Source organism: Mesorhizobium sp. M0410, from assembly GCF_040321435.1.
Taxonomy (GTDB): Bacteria; Pseudomonadota; Alphaproteobacteria; order Rhizobiales; family Rhizobiaceae; genus Mesorhizobium.
The window spans coordinates 83,522-98,161 of record NZ_JAMYRN010000017.1 but is presented as its reverse complement, the minus strand read 5'-3'; the positions used below and the strand labels follow the sequence as shown (position 1 = coordinate 98,161).

Annotated in this window: 17 protein-coding genes; 8 read left to right on the top strand and 9 right to left on the bottom strand. The window is 63.7% G+C overall.

Annotated features, from left to right (window positions below; all coding sequences use genetic code 11):
* Positions 1–563: sulfate/molybdate ABC transporter ATP-binding protein (locus tag NKI63_RS23210; protein WP_352823431.1), on the top strand; the 563-nt coding region annotated here is incomplete at its 5' end.
* Between the two features lie 14 nt (positions 564–577).
* On the opposite strand, the gene NKI63_RS23205 is transcribed toward NKI63_RS23210, so the two are convergent.
* Both NKI63_RS23205 and NKI63_RS23200 read right to left on the bottom strand, forming a co-directional pair.
* Complete coding sequence (locus tag NKI63_RS23205; RefSeq protein WP_502896130.1) at positions 578–976, bottom strand: type II toxin-antitoxin system VapC family toxin; 399 nt, start codon at positions 974–976, stop codon at positions 578–580.
* On the bottom strand, positions 976–1,248 hold the full coding sequence (locus NKI63_RS23200; protein ID WP_254819069.1) for an antitoxin: 273 nt from the start codon (positions 1,246–1,248) through the stop codon (positions 976–978). The genes NKI63_RS23205 and NKI63_RS23200 overlap by 1 nt, the downstream gene beginning before the upstream one ends.
* Positions 1,249–1,531: 283 nt before the next feature.
* Between NKI63_RS23200 and NKI63_RS23195 the strand changes: the two genes are divergently transcribed.
* The gene (locus tag NKI63_RS23195) at positions 1,532–2,518 is read left to right on the top strand and encodes a sulfate ABC transporter substrate-binding protein (RefSeq protein ID WP_352687523.1); all 987 of its coding nucleotides are present in this window, start codon (positions 1,532–1,534) and stop codon (positions 2,516–2,518) included.
* Between the two features lie 244 nt (positions 2,519–2,762).
* Positions 2,763–3,212, top strand: coding sequence for an RrF2 family transcriptional regulator (locus NKI63_RS23190; protein ID WP_006202816.1), 450 nt, complete (start codon positions 2,763–2,765; stop codon positions 3,210–3,212).
* On the opposite strand, the gene NKI63_RS23185 is transcribed toward NKI63_RS23190, so the two are convergent.
* The 7 genes from NKI63_RS23185 to NKI63_RS23155 all read right to left on the bottom strand — a co-directional run bounded on the left by NKI63_RS23185 (position 3,209) and on the right by NKI63_RS23155 (position 11,197).
* A complete protein-coding gene (locus NKI63_RS23185; protein ID WP_352752285.1) occupies positions 3,209–3,688 on the bottom strand; it encodes a gluconokinase in 480 nt (159 codons plus the stop codon). The two genes, NKI63_RS23190 and NKI63_RS23185, sit on opposite strands and share 4 nt — an antisense overlap.
* Before the next feature lie 71 nt (positions 3,689–3,759).
* Positions 3,760–4,746, bottom strand: a complete 987-nt coding sequence (locus NKI63_RS23180) for an ABC transporter permease (RefSeq protein WP_254819072.1) — start codon at positions 4,744–4,746, stop codon at positions 3,760–3,762.
* Positions 4,743–5,723: an ABC transporter permease gene (locus NKI63_RS23175; protein ID WP_352475436.1), complete on the bottom strand. Its 981-nt coding sequence runs from the start codon at positions 5,721–5,723 to the stop codon at positions 4,743–4,745. The genes NKI63_RS23180 and NKI63_RS23175 overlap by 4 nt, the downstream gene beginning before the upstream one ends.
* Positions 5,720–7,261: a sugar ABC transporter ATP-binding protein gene (locus tag NKI63_RS23170; RefSeq protein ID WP_352687519.1), complete on the bottom strand. Its 1,542-nt coding sequence runs from the start codon at positions 7,259–7,261 to the stop codon at positions 5,720–5,722. The genes NKI63_RS23175 and NKI63_RS23170 overlap by 4 nt, the downstream gene beginning before the upstream one ends.
* A gap of 80 nt (positions 7,262–7,341) precedes the next feature.
* Entirely contained in the window at positions 7,342–8,466 is a 1,125-nt protein-coding gene (locus NKI63_RS23165) for a sugar ABC transporter substrate-binding protein (protein ID WP_352687517.1), read from the bottom strand.
* A gap of 296 nt (positions 8,467–8,762) precedes the next feature.
* On the bottom strand, positions 8,763–9,791 hold the full coding sequence (gntR, locus tag NKI63_RS23160) for an HTH-type transcriptional regulator GntR (RefSeq protein ID WP_352687515.1): 1,029 nt from the start codon (positions 9,789–9,791) through the stop codon (positions 8,763–8,765).
* A 173-nt stretch (positions 9,792–9,964) separates the two neighbouring features.
* Positions 9,965–11,197, bottom strand: coding sequence for an MFS transporter (locus NKI63_RS23155; RefSeq protein ID WP_352752287.1), 1,233 nt, complete (start codon positions 11,195–11,197; stop codon positions 9,965–9,967).
* A gap of 174 nt (positions 11,198–11,371) precedes the next feature.
* Here NKI63_RS23155 and NKI63_RS23150 point away from each other — a divergent pair, with 174 nt between their 5' ends.
* The 5 genes from NKI63_RS23150 (at position 11,372) to mocR (ending at position 14,568) form a co-directional block, all read left to right on the top strand.
* Positions 11,372–11,659: a DUF3175 domain-containing protein gene (locus NKI63_RS23150; protein WP_352473504.1), complete on the top strand. Its 288-nt coding sequence runs from the start codon at positions 11,372–11,374 to the stop codon at positions 11,657–11,659.
* Positions 11,660–11,778: 119 nt separating this feature from the next.
* Entirely contained in the window at positions 11,779–12,690 is a 912-nt protein-coding gene (gene iolE / locus NKI63_RS23145) for a myo-inosose-2 dehydratase (protein WP_352687511.1), read from the top strand.
* A gap of 30 nt (positions 12,691–12,720) precedes the next feature.
* A complete protein-coding gene (locus tag NKI63_RS23140; RefSeq protein WP_352687509.1) occupies positions 12,721–12,846 on the top strand; it encodes a hypothetical protein in 126 nt (41 codons plus the stop codon).
* Positions 12,847–12,890: 44 nt separating this feature from the next.
* Positions 12,891–13,097 (top strand): LacI family DNA-binding transcriptional regulator, encoded by a 207-nt coding sequence (locus NKI63_RS23135; protein ID WP_352687507.1) that lies wholly within the window; start codon positions 12,891–12,893, stop codon positions 13,095–13,097.
* Between the two features lie 4 nt (positions 13,098–13,101).
* Positions 13,102–14,568 (top strand): rhizopine catabolism transcriptional regulator MocR, encoded by a 1,467-nt coding sequence (gene mocR, locus NKI63_RS23130; RefSeq protein ID WP_352687506.1) that lies wholly within the window; start codon positions 13,102–13,104, stop codon positions 14,566–14,568.
* Positions 14,569–14,640: the final 72 nt, after the last annotated feature.

Here is a 14,640-nt window from a genome sequence, read left to right as displayed (position 1 = left end):
TCGACGAGCCGTTCGGCGCGCTCGATGCCCAGGTGCGCCGCGAACTGCGCCGCTGGCTGCGCGACATCCACGACGCCACCGGCCACACCACGGTCTTCGTCACCCATGACCAGGAAGAGGCGCTGGAGCTTGCCGACCGCGTCGTGGTGATGAGCCAGGGCCGCATCGAGCAGGTCGGCACCGCCGACGAGATCTACGACACGCCGAACTCGCCCTTCGTCTACGGCTTCATCGGCGAATCGAGCTCGATTCCGGTCAAGGTCGAGGACGGCCAGGTCTGGATCGCCGACCGGCCGATCGGGCTTTCCGCGCCGCACGCACCGCAAGGCGAAGCGACGCTGTTCTTCCGCCCGCACGACGTCGATCTGGTGGAAGAATGCAACGGATGCATCGCCGGCACGGTCGCCGCCAGCCGCCGCGTCGCCGGCACCCGAAGGGTAGAACTCGAAATCGGCGGCGAGCGCCAGCGGGTCGAGATCGAATTGCCCGTCGACCATCCTGCGGCGCAGAAAAGTCGCGTGGCTTTTCGGCCGCGGCGCTGGAAGCTTTTTCCGGCTGCTTGATCTTCTATCAGGCGTTACACCAGCCAGTTCTCGACCTTCAGGCCTTTGATCCGGTTGAACTCCCCGGTGTTGGCCGTCACCAGGGTAGTTCCCAGCGCACGGGCGTGAGCAGCAATAAAAAGGTCGTTTTGGCCGATGGTCTGGCCCCTGCCTTCCAGTTCTGCGCGAATCGCGCCGTACTCGGCATCCACCGGCACATCGAGCGGCAAGACGGGAATCTCAGCCAGCAATTCCTCGACCTTCTTGTGCAACTTGGCCGATCTGTTCTTGACGCAGCCATATCGCAGTTCCGACGCGACCACGACGCTGGTACACACGGCGGCATCTCCCACGCGCAGGACAGCGCTTGCGGCTTTCCCGGCCGGATTTCGGATCATGTCGCTGACAATGTTCGTGTCCAGCATGAACCGCATCAAAAAAATTCCTCGGATTTGACAGGCATATCCTCGACATCGGGAAAGTCTTCCTCGACACCGGGCGGTGGCTCTTTCGCCCATTGCGCGAGCAGTGCGGTGAGGCCAGGCTTGCGGACCGGCTCGATGATCAGGCGGTCGCCTTCACGGCTGATCAAGACCTTTTCGCCGGGAAGTTCGAACTCGACAGGAATGCGCACCGCCTGGCTGCGATTGTTACGAAACAGCTTTGCCTCTTTCGGCGGGGTTGTTGAATGGCGGTGTTGAGGCATGACAACAGCTCCTTGTATATACTATTTGTATATGCCAGACAGCGGGGCGATGCAATCGCATTGCGCCGCGTTGGCCGGCCGGGAACCATCGTACACGCCGACGGCATCGGCACCCTGCCAAGCTGTCCTGAGACTCTGCTTGAAAGAAAAAACTAGAAATCGCCCACAGCGGGACTACTTTTTCTCGCGATAACGTCGAGGGGCCGCTCTGCGTGCCTCGTCGCGCACGAGGCCTTGCCGCTATGGTCCGGCAATAAGCGTACCGCATTGGAGCCCTGTTTTCATGAAGCGATTTTTGCTTGGCGTCGCCACATTGGCCGGCCTGGTCCTCGCATCCTCCCAAGCCTGGTCGGCCGACAGATTGCTGAACGCCTCTTACGATGTCGGTCGCGAACTGTTTGCGCAGGTCAACAAGGCGTTCGTTGCCGGCCACCCCGGCGTCACCATCGATCAGTCGCATGCCGGAACCTCGGCGCAGGCGCGCGCCATCGCCGAAGGCCTCGGCGCCGACGTGGTCACGTTCAACCAGGTCATCGACATCGACTTCCTGGTCAAGAAGGGCCTCATCTCCGCCGACTGGCAGAAGGACTTTCCGGATAACGCCTCGCCCTTCTATTCGCTGCCCTCCTTCCTGGTGCGCGCCGGCAATCCGAAGCACATCAAGGATTGGAACGATCTCGTCCGCGACGACGTCCAGGTGATCTTCCCCAATCCGAAAACCTCCGGCAATGCGCGCTATACCTATCTCGCGGCCACCGCCTACGCCAAGGAAGCCTTCAAGGGCGACGATGCCAAGGTGAAGGAGTTTGTGACAAAGCTGTTCAACAACGTGCCGATCTTCGACACCGGCGGACGCGCCGCGACCACCACCTTCGTGCAGCGCGAAATCGGCGACGTGCTGATCACCTTCGAGTCGGAAACGCGCGGCGTCCGCAAGGAGTACGGCGAGGACAAGTTCGAGCAGGTGACGCCTTCGGTCAGCCTGTTGGCGGAATTTCCGGTGGCGATCGTCGACACGGTCGCCGACGAGCATGGCACGCGCGATCTTGCCAAGACTTATCTCGACTTCCTCTATACGCCGGAGGGCCAGGACATCGCCGCCCGCAACGGCTTGCGGGCCCGCGACCCGGCGGTCGCCGCCAAATACAAGGCTGAGTTTCCCGACGTCCGGCTGCTGACGGTGGAGGAGGTCTTCGGCGGCTGGGCCAAGGTCCAGGCCGAGCATTTTGCAGCGGGCGGCCTGCTCGACCAGACTTACGGCAGCCGCTGACGTCGCCAACGATTGAAAGCCGGCGCTTGCCGGCCTTTCCTTCATTTTGCCCACCGAAATTGCAGCTTCCGCACGTTCCGGACCGCCCGCCCGCCAAAGCGTTACGAAGAATCAACGCGTTTGCGCGCAATATGTCGTCGGGCGGCCTGTCTGAGCGAACTGCATCGCACGGCCAAACCGTCATTATTTGCACACAAACAGCCGCCAGATGCGGGTGGTTGGGGCTTTATGGGTTGGTTCGGGCATGCTTACCAAAAAAGGCAAATATGGCCTCAAGGCCCTCGTGCATCTGTCGGGCCTGCCGGTCGGCCAGCTCGCATTCGTCAATGACATCGCGGTCGCCAACAACATCCCGAAGAAATTCCTCGATGCCATCCTGGGCGAGTTGCGCAACGCCGGCTTCGTCCAGAGCCGCAAGGGCAAGGAAGGCGGCTATCGCCTCGCCCGGCCGGCTTCCGAGATCAAGATCGGCCATGTCGTGCGCGTCCTCGACGGGCCGCTGGCGCCGATCCCCTGCGCCAGCCGCACGCAATACCAGCGTTGCGAGGATTGCGACGAGGCGACCTGCCAGGTCCGGCACATGATGCTGGAGGTGCGTCAGGCGATCGCCGAGGTGCTCGACAACCGTAGCCTCGCCGCCATGCGCGATGCCGACAATGACGATTTCCCGGTCGAACTGACGTCGCAGATCTAGCGCGCGAGCAGGCTCAAGGCGGTCGCCACGGTATCGGCGACCGGACGCGTGCCATCCAAGGTCATTGCCGCCTCGTCCGCCGCTGGCGCCTCAAGCGTGGCGAACTGGCTGTCAACCAGGCTTGCCGGCATGAAATGACCCTTGCGACTGCCTACGCGCTGTTTGGCCGTTGCCGGGTCGATCTCCAGGTAAACGAAAACGATATCCGCGCAAAAGCCGCGCAGGCGATCACGATAACTGCGCTTCAGCGCCGAGCAGGCGGCGACGACACCTCGCCCGCTTGCGACCGATGCTGCCATGCGCTGGCCGATCGCGTCGAGCCAGCCCTCGCGCAGCACGTCGGTAAGCGGCTGCCCGCTCGCCATGCGCGCGACGTTTTCGGGCGGATGCAGCCTGTCGCCCTCGATAAAGAGGGCGCCCAATGCCGCTGCAAGCGCTTCACCGACGACCGACTTGCCGCAGCCGGCAACGCCCATCACCACGATGGCGGGTGTCGCTCGTCCAGTGCTCGCCGGCTTATATGCCACATCCTTCCCGGTCATGCAGGTCAGCGGCTTGCCGGCGCGCGGCCATAGAGCAGCAGCATGGCGACGATGACGACGCCATAGATGATCTGCCGTCCCGCCTCCGGCATCTGCATGACGGAAAGAATGGATTGCAAAAGCGTGATCAGGATCACGCCAGCGACGGTGCCGAGATAGGAACCGCGCCCACCGAGGATCGAGGTGCCGCCGAGCACCACCGCTGCTATCGACGGCAGAAGATAGGCGTCGCCCATCGACTGTGCCGCCTTGGAGGCATAGCCGGCCAAAAGCACGCCGCCGAAGGCGGAGAGCCCGCCCGAAACCGCAAAGGCGATCATCACCACGCGCCTTGTGTCGATGCCGGAAAGATAGGCGGCACGCTCGCGGTTGCCGATGCCATAGACGGTGCGGCCGAAGCCGGTGCGGGTCAGCACGAACACCATTGCGGCGCCGATCAGTGCCCAGATGAGAACGGCGTTAGGCACGCCAGGAACAGCAAAGCCGGTCGCCAGATAGCGCATCGCACCGGTCGCCGAATCCTGCGGCGAGAAACCGCCCGTGTAGACCACCATCAGCCCCTGCGCGACGGCGTTGGTGGCAAGCGTGATGATCATCGAGGGAATGCGCAAATAGGCGACGCCGATGCCGTTGACGACGCCGATCAGAACACCGCAGAAGATGCCGAACGGAATGGCAAGCGCCACACCGACCGGCCCATAAGCGGCCGCGGCGCAGGCCATCATCGCGCCGGCCGCCACCGACCAGGGTACCGACAGGTCGATCTGGCCGAGCAGGATGACCAGCATCATGCCGGTGGCGATGACGCCGAGAAACGACGCCACCTTGAGCTGCTGCAAAAGGTATTCAGGCGACAGGAAGCTGCGCGAATAGAGGCTGCCGAGGAACAGCAGCAGCACGATACAGGCGAACGCCGTCAGTACCGCAGGGTCGGCGCGGCGGAGGAATTTCGGCATGCGGCCGGCGAGACCGCTCACAGTCGTTTCGCTCACAGGAACCACTCCAGCCGGTTGCGGACCCGAAACAGGGCGAAGGCGCCGAGGCTGACCGCGATCAGCAGGATGACGCCCTGGAATAGAGGCTGCCAGAGCGGATCGAAATCGAAGACGAACAGCAGGTCGCCGATGGTGCGGAAGGCAAGAGCGCCGAAGATCGCGCCGATGGCGCTGCCCTTGCCGCCGAACAGCGACACGCCGCCAAGCACGACCGCAGCGATCGAAAACAGCGTATAGGCGTTGCCGCTGGCGTAGGCCGCATCGCCGGTATAGGTGAAGAACGTCAGGAACAGCCCGCCGATCGCGGCAAGCAGCCCGGCAAGCGTATAGGCGGCGAACTTTCCACGCCGGATCGGCACGCCGGACATGTAGGCCGCCATCTCCGAGGAGCCGGCTGCATAAGCGGCGCGGCCGAGCACCGACCGGCTGAACGGCACCCAGACAACGAGCACGACCGCCAGCAGCGTCACCAGGCTCGCCGGCACAATACCAAACAGGCGCCCGGTCAGCGCATCGGCGAGCCCTTCATTGACCGAGCCGCCCGGAAACGGCCGAAGCAGCAGGGCGATGCCGAAATAGACCGCACCGGTGGCAATGGTGGCGACGATCGGCTGCAGGCGTCCATAGATGACGATGGCGCCGTTGATTGCCCCGCACAGCAGCCCGGTGCCGAGCACGGCGATGACGCCGAAGGCGGTCTCGAGGCCGGTGCCGACGACCAGCCACGAGGCCAGGCAATTGGTCAGGGTGAAGATCATGCCGACGGAGAGGTCGATGCCGGCGGTGATCACCACCAGCGTCTGCGCCATCGCAACGAAGGCGAGCAGCACGCCCTTGTTCGACGCCGTCTGCACGACATTGGCGGTGAAGCCCGCCGGATGGTTCGAGGTGTAAATGATGAACATGACAACGAAGATGCCGAACGCCAGCAGCGTTCCGCGCTGTTCGGCGAGCCAATAGCGCCAATCCTTCACGCGTCCGCTCCTTGCCTTGGCATCTCTTCGTGAATGTTGAGCGCGCTGGCAATCAGCGCCCTCTCGGTGATTTCGGCGCCGACCAGTTCGCGCTTGACCGCGCCGTCATAGAGCACCAGCACTCGGTCGCAGCAGCCGATCAGCTCGTCATAGTCGGTCGAATAGAACAGGATCGCCGCACCCTGGTCGGCAAGCTTGCGCAACAACTGGTACAGCTCCTGCTTGGTGCCGACATCGATGCCGCGCGTCGGGTCGTTGAGCAGGATGATGCGCGGCTGCCGCATCAGCCATTTGGCGATGACGACCTTCTGCTGGTTGCCGCCGGATAGCGCGCCGACCGGAATATCGAGGCCGGCCGTCTTGATCGCCAGAAGACCGACCATGTCGTCGATCAGCCGCTGCTCGGCGGCGCGATCGATGATGCCGGCCCTGGACAACCGGTCGAGGGCGGCGAAGGAGAGATTTTCGCGCACCGTCATCGGCAGCATCAACCCTTCCGTCTTGCGATCCTCCGGGATCAGCGCCATGCCGATCCGGTCGTCACGCGCCGCGGCCGGACTGGCGATCGCCACCGGCGTGCAGTCGATCAGGATCTGGCCCGACAGGCCACGCAGCACACCGAAGAAGGCGAGCAGCAATTCGCGCTGGCCCTGGCCGTCGAGGCCGCCGAGCCCGACCACCTCGCCCGCCCCGACCGATAGCGAGACATCGTGCAGCCGATCCGTCCAGGACAGGTTGCGCGCCTCTAGAACCGGCGTGGCTGCGGCAGCCGCCCGCGCGGGTTTGGGCGGAAAGATGTGGCTGTATTCGCGCCCGATCATCAGTTCGACGACCTCGTTGTCGCTCTTGGTGCCGGCCGCGTAGCTGGCGACATTGCGGCCATTGCGGAACACCGTGCACTGGTCGGCCAGCTCGGCGATCTCGTTCATGCGGTGCGAGATGTAGAGCAGCGCCAGCCCTTCCGAACGCAGCCGCTTCAACACGGCGAAAACCCTGGCGACGTCGGCCGCGGTCAGCGCCGAGGTCGCCTCGTCGAGGATCAGGATGCGTGGCTTGCGCGCCAGTGCCTTGGCGATCTCGACCATCTGCCTTCGTGAAAGAGGAAGATCCTTGACCAGCGCCAGCGGATGGATATCGGAAGCGCCGGCGCGAGCCAGGGCTTCTTCGGCGATGCGGCGCTGCGCCTTGCGGTCGATCATGCCGAAACGCTTCGGCGGATCGGAAATGACGATGTTGTCGGCAACGCTGAGTTCGGGGACGAGCGACAGTTCCTGGAAGATGCAGACGATGCCGGCCTGGTTGGCAGCGGCCGGCGAAGCGAAGCTCACTTCGTTCCCGTCCAGCATCATGCGGCCCTCGTCGGGCGCGACGACCCCCGCCATGACCTTGATCAGCGTCGATTTGCCGGCGCCGTTCTCGCCGAGGATGGCGTGGATGCTGCCTGGAGTGACCGACAGTTCGGCCTTCTCCAGCGCGCGCACGCCGCCATAGCGCTTGGATATGCCTTCCATGCGGAAGAGCGGAACCGCACCGTCCATCGGCCCTCCCCAGGCGCTTGGCAATCAGGATGTCGAGCGCCGGCGCCGCGGGATCGCCCGCGGCGTCGGGCTGTCGGAGTTTACTGGTTTTCCTTGCTCTGGCCCATGATTTCCTGCGCCGTGAAATTGATGCCGCAGGTCGGGAAGGAATTGCCGACGAAGAAATTGTCGGACTGGTCGGGGAAGTAGTCCTGGCCTTCCTTGAAGTTCGGATCCTCGACGATCGCCAGCGGCAGCTTGATCGATTGCGGCACGACCTGCCCTTCAAGTGCTGCAATCGCCGTCTTGATGGCAACCGCCACCTGAGCCGGGCCGGTGCCGGCCGACGAGCATTTCAGGCCATCAGCGGCGAACTTGGCGCAGAATTTGCGGAAGCCGTTCTCCGTCTCGCCGCCGAACGGCACGAACGGATGCTTGGCATCGATCATCGCCTGCACGATGCCGGTATCGCCGCCCTGTCCGGTAATGCCGTCGAAGGGGCCGTTGGTGGCAATAGCATCGGCCGTAGCCTTTTGCGCAACGCCGTCATCCCACTTGCCGACGACCTCGGTGACATCCCATTTCTTGCCGGAGGCGTCGAGAACCTCGTGGATGCCGTTATGACGGTCGGTATCGACGGATGTGCCGGCTACGCCACGCACTTCCAGCACCTTGCCGCCGTTCGGCACGTGCTTGACCAGCCAGTTGCCCCACAATTCGCCAAGGCCTTTCTGGTCGACATTGACGTTGATGGCATCCTTGGTGTCGAGGATGTTGTCGAAGGCGACCAGCACCACGCCGGCTTCCTTGGCCCGCTTGATGACAGGACCGAATGCGGTCGGGTTCTGGGCGTTGACGACAATCGCGTCATAGCCGGAATCGATGAAATTGTTGATTGCCGAAATCTGGGCCGGCACGTCTTCGCCGGTCGAGACCACCTTGAATTCCTTGAGCTTGGCCGCGACCTCCGGCTGCGCTGCATAGGCCTTTGCCGTCTGCACCATCTGGATGCGCCATGTGTTGGCGATATAGCCGTTGGCCAGAGCGATGCGGTACGGGCCGTCTTTCTTGGGGAACTTGAAGAACTGCGTATCGGCCGACCAGGGCGCGAAGCAGTCAGGCTCGGCCGATGGCCCCTTGACGATTTCAGGATCGGCGATCGCCGACGAGCTCAGCATGACGAAAGCAGTGGCGGCAACGATACCGCCAACGAGTGACTTGATCATCGATATTCCTCCCAGTTGCAGTTTTGTTTGTTGTTACGCCGATGAATTTGCGCTTTTCCGGCCCGGCACCTCCCGCCGTACCCGTCGCGCGTTCAGGTGGCCGAATGCCGACCCGATCCCCTCCTTTGTTGCCCGGCTAGTCCCGCAAAAACTATCATATTATACATAATAAACAAGCATGAGCTGTCGCTTATGTATAATAAACAGCCCCCCATCTTCTGAGCGAAGTACCGCCCGGCGATAATTGGTAGCGCTACCATGACGTAGTGTAAAGCGCCATTGCGTTGAAGCGCGCTTCAGCGCGCCGTGCTTTCACGCCGCTTGAGTTCGAAGCCGAGGTCGACGACCCGCTGTTCCGGCCTGTTGCCTTCGATCGCCGCAAGCGCCATGGCGACCGCCCGCCGGCCGATCTCGTAGCGATACGTCCGAACGCTGGTGACCGACGGAAAAGCCACCTCCATCATGTCGAGATCGTTGAAGCCGACGATGCCGATCGTCTTCGGTACGGCGATCGAAGCGCGGTGGCATTCGAACAGCACCCCGAGTGCTATATCGTCATTGTTGCAGAACACGCCGTCGAGGCTCGGCACCTTGGCCAGCGCGTCGCGGAACAATTCGCGGCCGAGGGTGACGCTGGAGGGCACCGGCGTGGTGGTGGTAAGCCGCGCATCGAACAGGCCGGCCGCCTCCATCGCCGCGCGATAGCCGGCCAAGCGCCGCTGCGAGCGCGGATCCATGCGCGCGCCGATGAAGCCTATCCGGCGATAGCCTGCCTCGATCAGATGTTCCGCAGCCGCCCTGCCGCCCTCGAAATGTGAGAAACCAACCATCATGTCGACCGGATCGGGCCCGGTCTCCATCACCTGCACCACCGGACAGCCCGCCGTTTCCAGCAGTTTTCGCGAGGCCGGCGTCTGGTCGATGCCGGCCACGATCAGCGCCGCCGGGCGTTGCGGGCCAAACACCTGCAGCAGCCGCTCTTCCTCAAGGCCGGAATAGTGGGTGTTGCCGAGCTGAATCCGGAAAGGGCCGTCCGACAGGCTGTCGTAGATGCCGCGCACCACTTCGGCAAAGACGTTGTTGGTAAGCGACGGCACCAGAACGCCAAAGACCTCGGCGCGCGCCGAAGCCAGCGCCCGCGCATTCGGGTCGGGCACATAGCCGAGCTCGTTCACGGCCGACTCGATCTGGCGGCGCAGATCTTCCGAGACACGCCCCGGCTCACGCAGGGCGCGCGATACGGTAATGGCGCCGACGCCGGCCTTGCGGGCGACGTCGGCGATGGTCGGGCGGCCGCCGCCGCGGCGTGAGCGCGGCTTGATCACCGTACTCGTCCGGACGCCGGGCAACCGCCCACACGCGACCGTGAAACGATGTTCAGCGTTTTTGAAACTGCTGCCATGCCAAACTGGCCCGTTGCCACACCTTGTCTGGCGTCGCGCAGCCTTCGGCTGTTGTCAAGCGACGGCCGGAGAGACTGTATCCGTACCGCTGTGCTTCAGGCCGCCACAGCAGCGCTGCGCCGGGCCTTCCACAGCAGCAGCACCATGGCAAAAATATTCAGCAGGTTCCAGGCAATGCCGTTGAGGAACGCGGCGGCATAGGAGCCGGTCAGATCGTAGATCCAGCCCGACATCCAGCCGCCGATCGCCATGCCGAAGATGGTCGCCATCATGACGATGCCGACGCGCTGGCCAGCTTCCTTGGCTGGCATATATTCGCGCACGATGATCGCATAACAGGGCACGATGCCGCCTTGCGACAGGCCGAAAACCAGCGAGACGACATAAAGCGAGGCAAGCCCGTCGAACGGGATATAGAACAACAGCGACAGGCATTGCAGCACCGAGCCGATCAGCAGGGTTTTCACACCGCCGATGCGATCGGCAAGGAAACCCGAGCCAAGCCGGCTGACGACGCCCGCCGCCAGCATGATCGACAGCATATCGGCGCCATGCGCCACGCCGTAGCCGAGATCAATGCAATAGGCGACGATATGGACTTGCGGCATCGACATCGCCACGCAGCAGCCGAGCCCGGCCACGATGAGCAGCGCCTGCAAGGCCGCCGGCGACAGGGAGATCGGCTGAACCACGCGGCTGCCCGGCGATCCCGGAGCCGCCTGGGGCGGTGCGCCGCGCCGGAGCAGCAGGATCAAGGGCACCATGGTGACCAGGCAGACGACGCCGATCGCGGCATAGGTGAAGCGCCAGCCTTGCGCCTGCATGACATAGGGCATCGCCGTCGGCCAGATCGCTCCGGCGAGATAGTTGCCGGATGCCGCAGCCGTCACCGCGACGCCGCGGCGCCGGTTGAACCAGTGCGAGATGTCGGCGATCAACGGCCCGAAGATCGCCGACGAGCCAACGCCGATCAACAGGCCCTGGACGAGGGTGAACTGCAGGATCGAACTGGTCAGCGACGCCAGCAGGAAGCCGGCGCCAAGTGTAATCGCAGCAATCAGCGCCGGGATCCAATACCCCATGCGGTCGATGGCGCGGCCGAACAGCACATTACCGGCGGCAAAGCCGACCATGGTCGCGGTGTAGGGCATCGAGGCAGCGGCGCGATCGACGCCGAATTCTGCCTGCACGGCAGGCAGCACCACGACCACCGCCCACATGCCGACCCCGCCGATCGTTGCCAGCAGCATCGAGATGCCCAGCCGTATCCAGGCATAGGCACTGTCGATGCCTGAACTTCCTGCCTGGCTTGAGACGATTGGGGTCAAGAGCGTTTCCTGTCCGCAGTTCTTGAATCGGCGGTTCTGACCACTATCGGCGCATTCGCATCGCCGAGCAGCGCCACGACAGGCAAATCCGTGGCTCCAGGGATTCGGGCCGAAGTGGAACAGGGGTGCGCCATAAGGCGTTTTCCCGGCAACGACCTAGTGAAGGAGTTTGCCATGACCGCGCAACGGAAATGGTCCGCCGACGTCACCGGGCATAGCGACGCGCTGGACCTCGAGGAACACATCTTCGAATCCCACGATCCCAAGAAGATCGCCGCCTCGTTGAAGCGCTCGGCCGAGCACAGCGACCGGCGCAAGGCAGGGCCGTTTCAATCCGCCATGTCGATGCTGAATTTCTACATCAACCGCGCCGGCAAGAACCTGCCGGCGGCGCAGAAGAAAGTGCTGGAGGACGCAAAGGACGAACTGCGCGCCCTTTTTGGCCGCCCAAAGGAAGACTAGAATCGGTCACCATTAATTGGTTCTGCCAGATTCGGCTGAACTGGACCTAGTGACAGGGCCTCTTTGTCGCCAGTTTGCAGGCTCGGCTTGTATTCCCAAGCCCGCAAAAGCCTGGCGTCATGACGGTCAAGATCGGCATCAATCCCATCACCTGGAGCAATGACGACGTTCCGGCGCTTGGCGGGGATACGTCCTTGGACACCTGCCTGTCGGAAACCGCGCTGGCCGGCTACCGCGGCACCGAACTCGGCGGCAAATTTCCGCGCCAGGCCGAAGTGCTTGGGCCGCTCCTGTCTTCCTATGGCCTGGAACTCGTCTCCGGCTGGTATGATGGCCGCATTCTCGACCGCACGGTCGACGAGGAATTCGCGGCGATCACCCCACATCTTCAGCTGTTGCGCGACCTTGGCGCCAGGATCGTCGTCTACGCCGACACCTCGCGCGGTCGCCATGACGGCATTTTCGCACCGATCTCCGAGCGTCCGCGCCTCGCCGACGGCGACTGGCCGTCCTATGGCGAGAAACTGACCGCCCTCGGCGACCGCATGGCCGCATTCGGGGTCGGCATGGCCTTCCACCACCACATGGGCACCATCGTCGAGACGGACGATGAAGTCGACAGGCTGATGGCGGCGACGGGCCGAAGCGTCGGCCTGTTGTTCGATACCGGCCACTGCCTGTTTTCGGGCGGCGACCCGCAATCGCTGCTGCAACGGCATCTCGACCGTATCGTGCATTTCCATTGCAAGGACGTTCGCAGGGCGGTGCTGGAACGGGCACGCCGCGAGGACATGAGCTTCATGGCGGCGGTAATGGACGGCATTTTTACCGTGCCCGGCGACGGCTCGGTCGATTTCCTGTCATTGCTGAAACCCCTCGCCGCGCGCGGCTATGAAGGCTGGCTCGTTGTCGAAGCCGAGCAGGATCCGGCCAAGGCGCATCCGCTGACCTATGCCAGCAAAGGCCATTTCTCGCTGCTCGCCACCGCCCGCGAGGCCGGCTTCGAAGTGGCGACGCGGCAGGTAAACTGACCGGCCCGCATTGCGAGCCGGAGGAACATAATGGGCGCGCGCCTCGATGGGGTTAGCGACGCGAAAGCGCCCGGCGATCCGCGCCGCCTTGCTCCCTACGCGGTGCGGATCGCAGAAACCCGGCTCTGGATTTCAAGCCACGACTTTCAAGCTTGAGGCCGGCCGGAAGCCGTGCCTTGATGCAACCGAGGAGGAGCGACATGGCTTTCGAAGCTGCGCTTGGCATAGAACGGCTTTGCACCATCCGCGAGATTGCCGAGAAGGCGGAACTTGGCGCCGCCACCGTGCATCGCGCGCTGAAGAACAGCCGCGAGATCCGTCCCGAAACCAGGCGGCTGGTGCTCGACACCGTCTGCCGGCTCAACGAGGAAAAGATCGCCCGCGCCGCCCGGTTCGTCGGGGGATAGTGCCTTGCCCGACCACATGCGCCTCTCCCTCGACATCATGTCGGTCGACCGCGCCTCGGAAGAACCGATGCATCGGCAGATCTACGGCGCCTTGCGACGCTTCATCCTTGACGGCCAGATCCCGCAGAACACTCTGCTGCCGTCGACGCGCTCGCTGGCCGAAGATCTGAAGGTCGGGCGCAACACCGTCATCGCCGCCTATGACCAGCTCCTTGCCGAAGGTTTTATCGAGGCGCGTGCCGGATCGGGCACCTGGGTGGCGCCGATCCAGCAGAACCGCCCAATGGCTTCCCTGCGCGCCGGACTGGCGGTGCCGCAAAAGCTGTCGCGGCGTGGCCAGACCATCGTCAACGGCCCGCAACCGCCACGCAATGCCGGTGTCATCAATTTCCATCCCGGCGTGCCTGAAACGGCATCGTTTCCGTTCACCATCTGGTCAAGCCTTCTGGTGCGCAATGCACGCAGCCGCGACGATAGTCTGCTTGGTTATCTCTCCTTTGCCGGTCACCCCGGCCTGCGCCAGGCCATTGCCTCGACCATCGGCCTGTCGCGCGGCATCAGTTGCACCGCCGACCAGGTGATCATCGTCACCGGTGCGCAGGCAGCGCTCGATCTGGTCTCGCGCGTGCTGATGGACGAAGGCGACCATGTCTGGATGGAAGAGCCCGGCTATCTCGGCGCCAAAAGCGCCTTTCTCGCCAGCGGCGCCAAGCTGGCACCGTTGAAGGTCGACCGGCGCGGCTGGCATCTTGCTGATCCGGAGCTGCCGCCGCCGCGGCTAATCTATGTGACGCCATCCTGCCAATGGCCGTTCGGCACCATCATGCGCATCGAGGAGCGGCTGCAACTGCTCGACATCGCCGAACGCAACGGCGCCTGGATCGTCGAGGATGACTATGACGGCGAATACCGGTTCCGCGGCCGGCCGGTGCCGGCGCTGCGCGGGCTCGACCATGCCGACCGCGTCGTCTATATCGGCAGCTTCGGCAAGACGCTGATTCCGGCGCTGCGCATCGGCTATCTGATCGTGCCGCGCGAATTGTCGGTTCCGTTCGACCGGGCGGTGAGCATCACCGGCCAGTTCGCGCCGCTGATCCTGCAGGCAACGGTCAACGACTTCATCAGGCAGGGCTATTTCGCCACGCACCTCAAGCGCATGCGCCGGCTCTATGCGCGCCGGCAGGTGAACTTCGTCAAGCTGTGCCAGGAGCATCTGGCCGAATGGCTGACCGTCACGGAAAACGATTCCGGCATGCAGCTGCTGGCGAGCTTCGTCAAGCCCTATAAGGACAGCGACGTGGTCGCCGCCGCCGTCAAGGAGGGGCTCGATGTCCAGGGCATCTCGATCAACTATCATTCCACTGAACCCGAGCACGGGCTGCTGCTCGGCTATGCGGCGATGGACGAACGCCAGATCCTGCGCGCCGTGCTGGCGCTGCGCGCCGCGTTCCTAAGATTGGATAGAAGCTAGAGCCGGCTCTCCATCTCGTTCACCGCGGGGTTGAATCGGTCGTCCGCAGTGATTAGGAATATGGGACGCCGG